This is a genomic window from Campylobacter concisus, from assembly GCF_002092845.1.
Classification (GTDB): Bacteria; Campylobacterota; Campylobacteria; order Campylobacterales; family Campylobacteraceae; genus Campylobacter_A; species Campylobacter_A concisus_AQ.
Genome location: NZ_LVXF01000012.1, coordinates 1 through 12,962, shown reverse-complemented (window position 1 = coordinate 12,962; position 12,962 = coordinate 1). Strand labels below are relative to the sequence as shown.

At 37.0% G+C, this 12,962-nt stretch carries 16 protein-coding genes and 1 tRNA gene; 7 read left to right on the top strand and 10 right to left on the bottom strand.

Going from position 1 to position 12,962, the window contains the following annotated elements:
• The first annotated feature begins 33 nt into the window (after positions 1 to 33).
• The 4 genes from A3854_RS03445 to A3854_RS03430 are packed head-to-tail and all read left to right on the top strand — an operon-like array spanning position 34 to position 2,652.
• Entirely contained in the window at positions 34 to 279 is a 246-nt protein-coding gene (locus A3854_RS03445) for an RNA-binding S4 domain-containing protein (RefSeq protein WP_084041328.1), read from the top strand.
• Positions 279 to 677 carry a tRNA (adenosine(37)-N6)-threonylcarbamoyltransferase complex ATPase subunit type 1 TsaE gene (tsaE, locus tag A3854_RS03440; RefSeq protein ID WP_084041327.1) on the top strand — a complete coding sequence of 133 codons (399 nt, stop codon included), beginning with the start codon at positions 279 to 281 and terminating at the stop codon, positions 675 to 677. The genes A3854_RS03445 and tsaE overlap by 1 nt, the downstream gene beginning before the upstream one ends.
• Positions 670 to 1,398, top strand: coding sequence for an LPS export ABC transporter ATP-binding protein (lptB, locus tag A3854_RS03435; protein WP_084041326.1), 729 nt, complete (start codon positions 670 to 672; stop codon positions 1,396 to 1,398). Before tsaE ends, lptB begins: the two co-directional genes overlap by 8 nt.
• A gap of 3 nt (positions 1,399 to 1,401) precedes the next feature.
• Positions 1,402 to 2,652 carry an RNA polymerase factor sigma-54 gene (locus A3854_RS03430; RefSeq protein WP_257639872.1) on the top strand — a complete coding sequence of 417 codons (1,251 nt, stop codon included), beginning with the start codon at positions 1,402 to 1,404 and terminating at the stop codon, positions 2,650 to 2,652.
• Here the strand turns inward: A3854_RS03430 and A3854_RS03425 are convergent.
• From A3854_RS03425 to A3854_RS03415, 3 genes are read right to left on the bottom strand one after another with little or no spacing between them, the layout of a single operon-like run.
• Positions 2,649 to 3,398, bottom strand: coding sequence for a hypothetical protein (locus A3854_RS03425; protein ID WP_084041324.1), 750 nt, complete (start codon positions 3,396 to 3,398; stop codon positions 2,649 to 2,651). The two genes, A3854_RS03430 and A3854_RS03425, sit on opposite strands and share 4 nt — an antisense overlap.
• A 38-nt stretch (positions 3,399 to 3,436) precedes the next feature.
• Positions 3,437 to 4,267: an adenylosuccinate lyase gene (locus A3854_RS03420; RefSeq protein WP_084041323.1), complete on the bottom strand. Its 831-nt coding sequence runs from the start codon at positions 4,265 to 4,267 to the stop codon at positions 3,437 to 3,439.
• A gap of 50 nt (positions 4,268 to 4,317) precedes the next feature.
• Positions 4,318 to 4,503, bottom strand: coding sequence for a hypothetical protein (locus tag A3854_RS03415; RefSeq protein ID WP_054196631.1), 186 nt, complete (start codon positions 4,501 to 4,503; stop codon positions 4,318 to 4,320).
• 109 nt (positions 4,504 to 4,612) lie between these two features.
• On the opposite strand from A3854_RS03415, the gene A3854_RS03410 reads away from it, so the two are divergent.
• Together A3854_RS03410 and A3854_RS03405 are read left to right on the top strand one after the other, a co-directional pair.
• Positions 4,613 to 4,689 (top strand) — tRNA-Arg (locus tag A3854_RS03410).
• Positions 4,690 to 4,759: 70 nt separating this feature from the next.
• Positions 4,760 to 5,494 (top strand): imidazole glycerol phosphate synthase, encoded by a 735-nt coding sequence (locus A3854_RS03405; protein ID WP_084041322.1) that lies wholly within the window; start codon positions 4,760 to 4,762, stop codon positions 5,492 to 5,494.
• Here A3854_RS03405 and murG read toward each other — a convergent pair.
• Together murG and A3854_RS03395 are read right to left on the bottom strand one after the other, a co-directional pair.
• Positions 5,486 to 6,508, bottom strand: a complete 1,023-nt coding sequence (murG, locus tag A3854_RS03400) for an undecaprenyldiphospho-muramoylpentapeptide beta-N-acetylglucosaminyltransferase (RefSeq protein ID WP_084041321.1) — start codon at positions 6,506 to 6,508, stop codon at positions 5,486 to 5,488. The genes A3854_RS03405 and murG overlap by 9 nt on opposite strands.
• Positions 6,505 to 7,665 carry an FtsW/RodA/SpoVE family cell cycle protein gene (locus A3854_RS03395; RefSeq protein WP_084041320.1) on the bottom strand — a complete coding sequence of 387 codons (1,161 nt, stop codon included), beginning with the start codon at positions 7,663 to 7,665 and terminating at the stop codon, positions 6,505 to 6,507. Before A3854_RS03395 ends, murG begins: the two co-directional genes overlap by 4 nt.
• Positions 7,666 to 7,756: 91 nt before the next feature.
• On the opposite strand from A3854_RS03395, the gene murI reads away from it, so the two are divergent.
• Positions 7,757 to 8,545 (top strand): glutamate racemase, encoded by a 789-nt coding sequence (murI, locus tag A3854_RS03390; protein ID WP_084041319.1) that lies wholly within the window; start codon positions 7,757 to 7,759, stop codon positions 8,543 to 8,545.
• Between the two features lie 72 nt (positions 8,546 to 8,617).
• Here the strand turns inward: murI and A3854_RS03385 are convergent, their stop codons facing one another.
• The 5 genes from A3854_RS03385 to A3854_RS03365 form a co-directional block, all read right to left on the bottom strand.
• Positions 8,618 to 9,208: a DedA family protein gene (locus A3854_RS03385; RefSeq protein ID WP_084041318.1), complete on the bottom strand. Its 591-nt coding sequence runs from the start codon at positions 9,206 to 9,208 to the stop codon at positions 8,618 to 8,620.
• Positions 9,209 to 9,346: 138 nt separating this feature from the next.
• Complete coding sequence (locus A3854_RS03380; RefSeq protein WP_084041317.1) at positions 9,347 to 10,126, bottom strand: MetQ/NlpA family ABC transporter substrate-binding protein; 780 nt, start codon at positions 10,124 to 10,126, stop codon at positions 9,347 to 9,349.
• Positions 10,127 to 10,201: 75 nt separating this feature from the next.
• Complete coding sequence (locus tag A3854_RS03375) at positions 10,202 to 10,984, bottom strand: MetQ/NlpA family ABC transporter substrate-binding protein (RefSeq protein ID WP_084041316.1); 783 nt, start codon at positions 10,982 to 10,984, stop codon at positions 10,202 to 10,204.
• Between the two features lie 259 nt (positions 10,985 to 11,243).
• A complete protein-coding gene (locus A3854_RS03370) occupies positions 11,244 to 11,918 on the bottom strand; it encodes a methionine ABC transporter permease (protein WP_084041315.1) in 675 nt (224 codons plus the stop codon).
• A complete protein-coding gene (locus A3854_RS03365; RefSeq protein ID WP_084041314.1) occupies positions 11,918 to 12,874 on the bottom strand; it encodes a methionine ABC transporter ATP-binding protein in 957 nt (318 codons plus the stop codon). Before A3854_RS03365 ends, A3854_RS03370 begins: the two co-directional genes overlap by 1 nt.
• Positions 12,875 to 12,962: the final 88 nt, after the last annotated feature.

The window sequence follows — 12,962 nt, the reverse complement described above, 5'->3', positions numbered from 1 at the left end:
AAATTTAAGGCTATTTTTGTTAAAATCCGCCGCATGAGAGTAGATAAATTTTTAAACGTAGTAAATATCACCAAAAGGCGTGCCGTTAGCGAAGATATGTGCAAAAGCGGCGTTGTGAGCATCAACGGCGTGCAGGCAAAAGCGGCAAAAGATGTAAAGATCGGCGATGTCATCACTATCAAATTTCTAACACGTGAGGCGAGATACAAGGTGCTAGCGATCCCAACTACAAAAAGCATACCAAAAAGCGCTCAAAGCGAATATGTAAAAGAGCTTTGATGGTTTTTGAGCTTTTAGAGAATAAGCTAGACCAGCTTGTGCGGGTGCTGCCAAAAAGTGGCGTGGTGCTACTAAGTGGCGATCTAGCAAGTGGAAAAACGACGCTTGTAAAGGCGATCATCAAGGCTCATGGCATAGAAGAGAGCGTGACGTCGCCGACATTCTCTTTGATGCAAATTTATGGTAAAGATATCTACCACTACGACATTTACCAGATCGGTTTTGATGGGATGGCAAAAAATGGCCTTTTTGAAAATTTATTTGAAGAGGGGCTTCATCTAGTAGAGTGGGGCGATGAAAATTTAGAAAAAGCTCTAAAGAAAAACGGCGAGAGCTATACATTAGTAAAAATTTCTCCTAGCAAAAATGGCAGAAAATACGAGGTTATAAGTGCATAAACTAGAAGTAAAAGATCTAAAAAAGACGATTAAGAAAAGTGAGATCATAAAAGGTATATCTTTAGAGGTAAATAGCGGCGAAGTCGTGGGGCTTCTTGGGCCAAATGGCGCTGGAAAGACGACCACTTTTTATATGATCTGCGGGCTCATCTCGCCAACTAGCGGAGATGTCTTTTTAAATGATGAAAAGATCACAAACGTCCCACTTCACAAAAGAGCACACCTTGGCATTGGCTATTTGCCGCAAGAATCAAGCATATTTAAAGAGCTAAGTGTCGAAGAAAATTTACTTCTTGGTGCTGAAATTTTAAATCAAAGCGAAGAAGAGATCTCTAAAAGAGTAAATGAGATGCTAAATATGCTAAATATCGAGCCTATCCGCCTAAGAAAGGGTGTTAGCCTAAGTGGTGGCGAGCGCAGACGCTGTGAGATCGCTAGAAGCCTCATCATAAAGCCAAAATTTTTACTTCTTGATGAGCCATTTGCAGGCGTCGATCCTATCGCAGTTAGCGACATCCAAAGCATCGTTAGAGACCTTAAAAAGCTAGGCATCGGCGTTTTGATAACTGACCACAACGTCCGTGAGACACTAGCCATTTGCGATAGAGCCTACGTCATCAAAGATGGCTCGCTGCTAGCAAGCGGCAGTGCGAGCGAAGTGGCAAACAACAAGCTCGTTAGAACGCACTATCTTGGCGAAGAATTTAAGCTGCTTGAGTAGATGATGCTAAGGCAAAAGCAAACTTTAGCGCCAAAGATCAAACTAAACCAAACGCTAAGAAGCTGGCTTCCTATCCTTCAAAGCGGGCTTGATGAGCTAAAAGAGACGCTTGAGCCTTTTGTAAAAGACAATCCATTTGCCACAATTGAACATAAAAATTTAGAAAAAAGCGAAAAAAAGCGAAATTTTTTCGAGCAAGTTAGTAGAAATTCTGTTAGTGAGAGCATCGAGGCTTTAAGCATTTACAAAGAAAGCCTCTATGAAAAGCTAATTAGTCAAATCAATCCGCCACTTTTCCCCACGCAAAAGTCTCAAGATATCGCATATAAGATCATCGAGTGCTTAGATGATGAGGGATATTTTTCTTATGATGATGAAATTTTTGCTGGCTTTAATGAGGACGAAGTGGAGCGGGTTAGGGCGAGATTTGCCCACCTTGAACCATGTGGCGTTGGCGCAAAAGATGTGAAAGAGAGCTTTTTGTTTCAGCTAAGTGAGGCAGAGGCAAGCGATGAGATCATAGAGTGCGCAAGAAAGATTATCTTAAATTTTGAAAATATAGAAAAACTTAGAAAGCTTAAATTTTACGACGATGCGCTAAAGATCATAAAAAAATTTAAAAATCCCCCGGCCATTGAGTATCTTGAAGATGAAAAAGAGGCAGTGCCTGATATCTTCGTACTAAGCACAAGTAGTGGCATAAGTGTGCAGATAAATGATGAGTACTATCCAGAAATTTTTGTTGATACCGAGGGATTAGACGAGAAAGAGGCCTTTGTAAGCTCGCGCATAAAAGAGGCGAGCGAGCTCATAGACGCCCTTGAGATGAGAAAAGCGACGCTTTATAAGATAGGGCTTATGATAGTTGAGTATCAGTATGACTACTTCTTGGGCGGCGACATAAAGCCCATGAAGCTAAAAGACCTAGCAGAAGAGCTTGGGCGCAACCCATCAACCATATCAAGGGCGATTGCGAATAAATATTTAAGCTGCTCAAGAGGTACGGTCGCACTTAAAAATTTCTTTTCAACTGGCTTTGACGATGAGATCTCAAACGCTGCAATAAAGGAATTTTTACTAGAGCTCATTAAAGGCGAAGACCACAAAAAACCACTTTCTGATCTAAAAATTCAAGAGCTCATACAAGCTAAATTTAACATCCAAATCGTTCGCCGAACTATCACAAAATACCGCAAAATCCTAAATATCGGAAGCTCAAGCCAGCGAAAAAGAGTCTATCAGATAAACGGTTAACTATACCACTCATTCACAGCAAAAAGTATGGCCTTACGCATCTGCGTAAAAAGCTCGTTACTAAGCTCTTCGTACTCTTTGCCACGTTTTTTATATTGTGCCATGCCCGCTGCATCGTCGTTCCAAGAGCCCATACCGCCAAAGACATCAGCCAAGCTTGCCGCAGCAAAAAGGGCTAAATTTTTCTTTGGCATAAGCGGTGCATTAAATATCTTTTGATCATCATTGCTTGAAGATCTAAGTGATTTTAATGCCCTACGAAAACACTCACCAAAATTCTCACACTCTATCTCATCTGCAAAGGCCGCTATCTTGGTAAGTATGGCCATAAAAACCTCTGTGTTGTCGCTAAAATTTTCTAAATTTACATCTTTTTCAAGACCTAATTCTTTATATATTATGTCCCAGCCTCTTTGGTCTTTGTTGTATTTCCAGTAGGGCACAAAGCAGCTTATGTGCTCTTTAAAAATACAAATGATCGATTTTGTGGTAGAGTTTGAAAAGCTAAGCAATAAACGTTCATTTGATGAGCCAGTTAAATTTGTAGCAAGTCTTACATCGCTTAATCCAAGTTTTAATGCGTGCTCAAACCACTCATTTACGCCATTTGCCCTATGGCCTGAGAGAAAGTGAAAATTTATACTATTTTCGTAGTTAGTACCATTATATAGGATAGGAGAATTTGACTTTATGGCCTGCTTTGTGGCAACAATAATGGCGCATATATTAAACATTTCACCATTCATCTTTGCTCCCTTTAATAGCCCTTGTGGCAAGCCGTGCTCTAGCCAACCATCACAAAATTTTCTTGATTTTTAAAGTATGGTTTTAGGCTCTCATAAGCAGATTGAATATTTTTAAATTTCTTTGTGTATTCTTCTTGTATGAGAGGATTTTTGTTGGCATGCCTATCTGGGTGATAGATATTTACGAGCGAAAGGTAACTTTGTCTGATGGTTTCAAAGTCATCATTTTTTTTACAACCCAAAATCCCAAAATTTTCCTCAAGCAAATTTGCAAGCACAGAAAATCTACTTACAAATTTAGATGAGCTTTTTATTTTTATGCCTTGTTTAAAGGCTTTGTAGTCTTTTTCATCATAGATAAAATTTACGCTAAATTTTGGATAGCTTCTTTTGTAAAGCAGTTTGTTTAATGTGTTTATGTCGTTGTCGTTTGAGATGGTGATGTTTAAAAAATCATCATTTTTGCTAAAAGTAACATTACTTTTTACTAGACTCTCGCTGATATAGCTAGCAAAGTCTCTGCAAAGTGCATCTTTTAGTTCAAATTTGACTCCATTTTTTACAAAATTTACGTTTAGGCTAATGACTGGAGTTAGGGTATTTTTTTGAACAAAGCCAAGTTTTATGGTTTTATAGTTTGCAAAACGAATATCAAGCTTATCATCGCTTTGCTTTTCATAAAGTTTTTTTATAAATTTTAAAAAGCACTTGCGTTGTGGGATCTCGCTCTCTTCGTAAAACGAAATAACCTTATTTTTATTAGATAAAATTTTTGTAAAATTTCTGCTTATCATATCTCTAAGCTCACGAAACAAAATGTCATTATCAGTTAAAATGCTTAGAGATTCTAATGTTTGCGTAACTTTCATTGCCTACTCCACATAAAATATTACATGTTTTAGCAATAAGCATTCCAAATTTATATTTTTCTTATATCTTGGCCTTTAATGTACTCTGCAAATTCGTTTTTTAGCTTATTTTCTTTATATGAGATCGCCTCTTCTTTTGTATGAGAAACGGCTTCTTTTTGAGTTTTTTTGATCTCACCTTGCTCTTTAGTAAGTTCTTTTTTTATCTCTTTTAAACTATCGAAAAAATCATTCATTTTTGCTCCTTTTGTTTTATTGGATTTTACTAAAACAGTTATAAAATTAAAATGAATACAATTTTTCTTTAAGGAAAGTTTGGCTAATATCTCGACTTAACTTTCTTGTGCGCTCGTAGCTCAGCTGGATAGAGCATTTGATTGCGGTTCAAAAGGTCAGAGATTCGAATTCTCTCGGGCGCACCATCTTTTTAATTCTTAATGACAAACTTCATGATTTTTATAGTAAAATAAGCAAAAAATTAAAAGAGAAAAAATGGATTTTCAAAATATTCAAAAACAAATTTCGGTACTAAAAGAGAGTTTGACAGCATTAGAACAAAATAGTGAGCACGAGATCGGCTTGGCAGTTGGAGTTGTTGAGTTTAATAAAAATGCTGATGAACTTAAAAAAAAGCTTACAAATTTAAAAGGTGAAAGCGATTTTTTTAAAAGTGTATTCAATACAGAGGACTATTATGAAAACATTAGTACTTATTTGGAGCAGATAAAGAGAAGCTTAAACTATAAAATTGAGAAAAACGGTGTAAGCTTTAAGGCAAATGAAAATTTACAAGAAAGCTATGTCGCCATTTTAAATATAATAGAAATTTTGGTAGCAGAGTATCAAATACAAAACAAAAATAAAGCGAAAAATCTCTTTTCTAGGACAACAGATACTACTCAAATAAAATCAATACTTGCGGAGCTAAATACTCTACAAGAGCGTATACATAATGTTTTGCATATTCATTCAAGGATAGTTTCAAATGTTATTTTGCAAAATTTTAAGATAATTTATACGTTCTTTTATAATTGTATTAAGGCTGCAAAGCAACGCAAAGATGAACTTTTACTGGTGGAGATCGCGGGTATAACTGATAAGATAATAACTATGATAAAACCAGTCTTTAGTGCAAAAATTTTAAATACAAATGAGCTTATTTATCATTACTTGATCTTTGAGCTAAAAGAACTAAAAGCTTGTGCGATAGGCGAGGAGCTAGTTTAAAATTTTATCAATTATCTCTTTTGCTCCATTTGGCAAAAGGATCTCTTTTAGAGCTTTACTGCTTTTGTTTAGATCAAAATTTTCTATCATTCTTATAACTTCATCTTTGTTTAAAATTTCTCCATTTTGCAAGCAAATTTCAGCAATACCTTTATCTTTTAAAAATTTAGCGTTATAAAACTGGTGATTGCCAGCAGCATAGGGAAATGGCACAAAGATAGATGGCAAAGCATTTGCGCAAAGCTCCCAAAGCGAGCTAGCTCCTGCTCTTGATATGGCAAGGTCGGCCTTACTCATCTTATTTTCTATCTCTTTACTAAATTCAAAAATTTCTAAATTCGTTTCATTAAAGCCAAGTTCATCATATCTTTTTTTAAGTTCATCAAAGCCATTTTTACCACATTGATGAATTATTTTTATGCCTTTTTCTTTAAGATATGGAGCTAAATTTATAGCTAGCTCGTTTATCGCTTTTGCACCTTGCGAGCCTCCTAAAAACAAGATAGTCTTTAGCTCCTCTCTCACTCTTGCACTATCAAAAAATTTCTTTGCTACGGGATAAGGGTAGGGCAAAGCTTCATCATAAGAGCTAAAAAAGCCTTTCGCGTAGGGCCTTAAAATTTTATTTAATTTACCCATTACAGCATTTTGTTCGTGGATAAAAAGTGGTACTTTTGAGATGATTGCCGCAATGGCCGCTGGAGCTGCTGAATAGCCACCAACGCTAATGACTGCCTTAACGTCATTTTGCTTAAAAATTTTTCTACATTTTAAAGCAAGATTTACGATATTTGTTAGTGATTTTAGTTTAGCAAAGCCTCTCTTATTTACCACGCCACTACTTGGCAAGAAAAATTTTTGTAAAAAATTCTCGTCATTTTCAAACCAAAATTTATCTTGTCCAGTAGTTGAGCCAATAAAAATGGGCTTGATATCTCGCTCGTTTAGCTCTTCGCAAAAGCTTCTTGCGATCGCTAAATGCCCACCGGTACCACCGCCACAAATAACAATCATAATTTTGCCCTTTTACTAACCATCAAAACCATGCCGATACCGATACAAATCGCAAGCACAGAGCTACCGCCGTAACTAAGAAATGGCACGGCAATACCTTTGATAGGCGTGATCGATGTGATACCATAGCTATTCATTAAAAATGAAAACGATAAGATAAGTCCTACACCAAGCGTAAATAGATGATAGACCTTATTTTCGCTTCTGGCTGAAATTCTAAAAATTCTATAAAGTAGCGTTATAAATATAGCTACGATACACAAAATACCAAATACACCGACCTCTTCAGCGATACCAGCTAATACAAAGTCAGTATGAACCTCGCTTAAAAAGCCGAGCTTAAATATACCAGCGCCAAGTCCTTCGCCGAAAAATTCGCCATGCTTTATAGCGTTTAATGAGTGAGAAATTTGATATGGCTCTGGCGCATCAGCTACTCTTAATACATCTGCAACGCTATCAGGTAAGAAAGAAAGCACCATATTTTGTATCGTGCCCCACCATGACTTTATACGTAAAATTCTATGCTCAGAGCTGACTATCGCTACTGTCATAACAAAAGCAGCCCCTAAGATACCGATACTAAAAAGTCTCGCACTTGCTCCTGCGAAAAGTGCCATTGTCACAAATGTAAGTGCCAGCACGACCACTTGACCAAGGTCATTTTGCATAACAGCGATAAGAAAGATAGCAACACCAAAAAGAATAATATAAGGCATAAGTATCTTAATCTCATCTAGCAAGGTTCTTTTGCCCTCACTAAATTTTCTAGTAAAACTCCAAGCTAAGAAGTAGACAAAACCGATTTTAAAAAACTCGACTGGAGCTAGCGAAAAGCCAGGTAGCCTGATCCAACGCCTAGCACCACCAGCATCAGTCACCATTGAAGCTGGCAATGCATGCATTAGCCCCATAGCAATACCGCAAGATATAAGAAGGCCAAACCCTATCCAAACAAGCGTCTTTTCAGGATTGAGTCTAGAGAGCCACCACATAATGAAAATTCCGATACAACCAACAATGAACTGGCGAATAAAAAAGTGAAATTCGTCGTAATTAAAAAATAAAACCGTAAAAACTGGCAAAGATAGTGAAAAAATAATGCTTATAGCGATCAAAGTCGAACAAAGATAGAAAATGATCTTATCAACTGCCAAATTTAACTCCAAGTTTAAAAAGTGCCAAAGTATAATAAAAAACGGCTTACAAAGATATTATTTGCTATAATTGCAGGCTTTAAGGAAGGGCATGAAGATAGGTATATTTGACTCGGGGCTTGGCGGACTGAGTGTCTTAAATGAAGCTTTAAGCAAGCTTAGCGAGCATGAATTTTTATATTACGCAGACGTAAAAAATGTCCCGTATGGACAAAAGAGTAGGGATGAGATATTAAAATTTAGCTTTGATGCGGTGAAATTTCTCATAGAAAATGGCGCAAATGCCGTTGTAGTAGCTTGTAATACGGCAACAAGCGTGGCGATAAAAGAGCTTAGAGCAAATTTAAATGTACCTATAATCGGCATGGAGCCAGCCGTAAAAAAGGCTCATGACTTAAGCCATAATGATGCCTTAAAAACGCTTGTCATAGCCACTCCAGTCACCGTAAATGGTGCAAAACTAAAAGAGCTGATCGCAAATTTACACGCAAAAGATAAGACTGAGCTACTTGCACTGCCGCGCCTTGTAAATTTTGCTGAAAATGGGGAATTTGATACCAAAAACGTAAAATCATATCTAAAAGAAGAGTTAGCTAAATTTGATCTAAGCAAATTTGGCTTTTTGGTGCTTGGCTGCACGCACTTTAACTATTTTAAAGATAGCCTAAGAGAAATTTTGCCGTCAAATATAAGCATAATTGATGGCAATGAAGGGACAATAAATCGCCTTGTTAGCGAGCTTGGGCTTACAATTTCAAATGCAAATTTAACTTCAAATGTGAAATTTTTCTACTCTGGTGCCGAGGTGTACGAGCAAAGCGAACTAGAGAAAATTTCAAGGAATTTAGCTAGATTAGAGAAGATGAGTGCGATCTGCTAGGTTAAATCTAACTAAATACCACAAGTAAAAATTTAGAAAAATACACTAAATTTTACATATTTTTATATGTATTTAGGCTTTTCTTTGCTTTATTATATAGACCACGCTTATTACTGCAACTACAGCCAAAAGAGCGATCGTGATTAAAAAAAATGTCTGTTTGTTAGGATTTGAACCTAGAAAATAGCCAACTCCAAGCAAAACAGCACACCAAATCCCAGCTCCAAGTGTGGTAAATAGACAAAATCTAAATATATTCATCTTAGCAAGTCCAGCTGGTAGGCTGATGTATTGGCGAATGCCAGGAATCAGACGTGAGTTAAATGTAGAAATTTCGCCGTGTTTATTGAAAAATGCTTCAAATTTATCCATTTTTTCGTGAGTGATTCCCACAAATTTGCCGTATTTTAAAACGATCTCGCGACCAAAAAAGTAGCAAAGATAATAGTTAAAAATAGCGCCAAGCAGGCTTCCAAGCGTGCCTGCAAGAAAGGCCAAAATTAAACTCATTTCACCTTTATGCGCCAAATAGCCAGCCGGTATCATTGCGACCTCGCTTGGAAATGGAAAAAACGAGCTTTCTAAAAACATCATCACAAATATGCCAGCATAACCCCAGCTACTTACGCTCGCAACTATAAAATCAATAACATCATGCAGCATTTAAATTCCTGAAAAATTTTAAAGTGAGCCATTTTAGCAAAGCATAGCTTAAGCTTTTTGACAAAAATAAAGAGAGTTTGTAGCTTATTAAAACAGGATGAAAGTAGAAACAAAATAGGGCGAAAGCTCGCCCTATTTTTAAAATGCAGGTATAACTTCGCCTTTATAGCGAGTGATGATGAAATTTTTAGTATCGGGGCTAAGCACTGCATCAATCAAAGCTTTGATTTTAGGGTTATTTTTGTTGCCAGCCTTTGTGACGATGATGTTAGCATAAGGACTGTTGGCGTCTTCAAGCAAAAGTGCGTCTTTTGCCACACTCATACCAAGATCAAGGACGAAATTTGTGCTAATAGCAGCGATATCGACATCATCAAGCGTTCTTGGTATCTGAGCACCTTCTAGCTCGACAAACTGCAAATTCTTAGGATTTTTAGTTATGTCATTTACAGTTGCAACTTTTACGTTTTTATCGATCTCTATAAGACCAGCTTTTTCTAAAATTCTAAGCGCTCTGTTGCCATTTGACGGATCGTAAGCGATCGCCACTTTTGCGCCATCTTTTAACTCTTTTATGTTTTTTATCTTTTTAGAGTAAAAGCCAAGTGGCTCTACATGGACATTTGCAACGCTTACAAGATGCAAGCCTCTAGCCTTGTTTTGCTCCTCAAGATATGGCAAATGCTGAAAGAAATTTGCATCCAAACTGCCATCTTCTGTGGCGACATTTGGGATAGAGTAGTCTGAAATTTCAGAGATAACAAGGTCGTAGCCTTTCTCTTTTAGCTTTGGCTTTACAAATTCTAAAATTTCAGCGTGTGGTACTGGTGAAACGCCAACTACGATAGTGTGGTCCTTGTCGGCTGCGTGAAGGCTTAGAGCAACTAAAGATGCGGTTAAAAGTTTGATAAATTTCATTGTTTTTCCTTTTTTGTTTGGTCTAAGCGACGCTAAAAAGGTAAAAGCTTTCACGTCGCTTATTTAAAATTTTAATTAAAATGCTGGAAGAATCGCGCCGTTGTATTTGATCTCGATAAATTTCTTAACTTCTGATGAGTTTATTGCTTTATCAAGAGCCTTTATTTTAGGGCTATTTTCGTTGCCAGACTTTACTACAACGTAGTTTACATATGGGCTATTTTTGCTTTCAAGCACAAGTGCGTCTTTTACTGGATTAAGATTAGCATTTAGAGCGTAATTTGTGTTGATAACTGCAATAGTAACGTCATCAAGCGTTCTTGGTACTTGAGCAGTCTCGATCTCTTCAAATTTAAGCTTTTTAGGGTTATCAACTATATCAAGCGGAGTTTTTAGTGGATTATCGTTTAGCTTAATAAGTCCAGCATTTGCAAGGATATCTAAAGCACGGCTTTCATTTGTCGGATCATTTGGGATAGATACGGTCGAACCATCTTTTAGATCTTTGATGTCTTTTATCTTTTTAGAATAAACTCCCATTGGCTCAAGATGAACGCCAACTGTTTTTACAAGATGAGTGCCTTTGTTTTTATTAAATTCGTCCAAATATGGAAGGTGCTGAAAGAAATTTGCATCTAAATCGCCATCTTCTGTTGCAAGGTTTGGCGTAGTGTAGTCGTTAAATTCTTTGATCTCAAGCGTATAGCCATCTTTTGCCAAAATAGGCTTTACAACCTCTAAAATTTCAGCATGTGGAATAGGTGTAGCACCAACGATTATTGTTTTTGATTTATCAGCTGCATTTGCACTTACACTAAGACCAAGAGCAACTAAAGAAGTGAGAAGTAGTTTTTTCATTTATTATCCTTTTTTAAAATTTGCCAAGCACCAAAAAAGGATAAATTTAAGCTATAGGGTTAAATTTCTTTTTAAGCGCTTAAGCTAGTTCTAAGCACTTAAAAAGAAATTTTGTGCTTAGAGATTAGTCTTTCGACAACGCGTTTTTTACTAGGCGGCACATGTGACACATATCTGATTTCATCTTTTATCCTTTCAGCTAAAAATTAATTTGGGCAATTTTAAGGAAAAAAGCTTAAAATCAGATAAAAACAAAGGCCTATTTTTTAGAAATTTTATATAAGTAGTTACCTAAAACTTGAAAAATTTGAACCATAATGATAAGAATAACCACGGTGTAGAGCATGATATCTGGGCGAAATCTTTGATATCCGTAGTTTATAGCGACAGATCCTAGTCCGCCACCACCAACTGCTCCAGCCATCGCTGAAAAGCCGATATTTACGATAAGAGTTAGCGTAAATGCCGAGATAATGCCAGGAAGTGCCTCTACAAACATCACTCTAAAGATGATCTGAAATTTCGAGCTTCCAAAGCTTTGGGCAGCTTCAATTATGCCTTTATCAACCTCTTTTAGGGCATTTTCAATGAGTCTTGCTACAAACGGAGCCGCTCCAATAGTTAGCGGAACGATCGCTGCTGTGGTGCCAATACTTGTACCCACGATCATTTTTGTGACCGGAAAGAGCACAATGATGAGAATGATAAACGGAAAGCTTCTAAGTACGTTTATAACGATATCAAGTACAAAATAAAGCTGTTTGTTTGGCTTTAATCCGTCTTTGTCTGAAAGTATGAGCAAAACCGCAGGTATGAGGCCTATGGCAAAGGCGAGTAGAGTAGAGACAATGCTCATATATAGCGTCTCGCCGATAGCTGGCAACAGTATCCTCAAAAACACATCTGGAAATTTAGAAAAATCAATACCAAACATCAAGCAACCTCCCATAAAACGCCACTTTGCTTGATGTAGTTAAGTACGTTTTCTTTATCTTTTTCATCTATGTTTATGACAAGCGAGCCAAGAACATTTTCGTTTAGCTTCTCAAGCTTGCCCCAAACTATGTTAAAGTCGATATTTAGGCTTCTAGCCATATGTGTGATTACGCTATTTTGAGCCACTTCTTTTGGGAAAAATAGCCTAATATTTGTGCCAGTGTCTGGCAGAATTTCTACTTCACCCAAAAATTCTTTCATCTTCTCATCTGGCTTTAAAAATAGCTCTTCAATACTTCCAGAGCCTATGATCTTACCGCCTTCTAGTAGTATCGCACGTTTTGCGATCGATTTTACGACCTCCATCTCGTGCGTGACGATTACGACGCTGATGTCTAGCTCTTTGTTTATCTTTTCAAGCAGCTCTAAAATTTGATTTGTAGTATTTGGATCAAGAGCCGAAGTCGCCTCGTCGCTTAGTAAAATTTTAGGATTTAAAGCAAGCGCTCTAGCGATGGCGACACGTTGTTTTTGCCCGCCACTTAGCTCGCTTGGATAGCTTTTTGCCTTGCTTTCAAGACCGACTAAATTTAAAAGCTCTCTCACTCTTTTTTCAGTTTCATCGCTTTTATAACCCCAAAATTTAAGCGGAGTAGCGACGTTTTCAAAGACGTTTTTTCTAGCCATTAATGCAAAATGCTGAAATATCATCCCGACATCTCGCCTTAAATGCCTTTGCTGCATCTCATCTAAATTTTTTATCTCTTTATCAAAGACTTTTAGGCTGCCACCTTGATAGCTTTCAAGCCCGTTTATACATCTTAAAAGCGTTGATTTGCCAGCACCACTGTGTCCCACTATAGCAAAAATTTCACCCTTTTTAACTTCTAAATTTATATCAAAAAGGATCTGCGTATCACCATAAAATTTGCTTAAATTTTCTATCTTTATCACTATTTTTCTCCAAGAGCTTCTAATTCTTCACATACTTTTTTAAATTTAGCCTCAGCGCTTTGCAAAGCCTCTTTGTTTGTCTCTATAA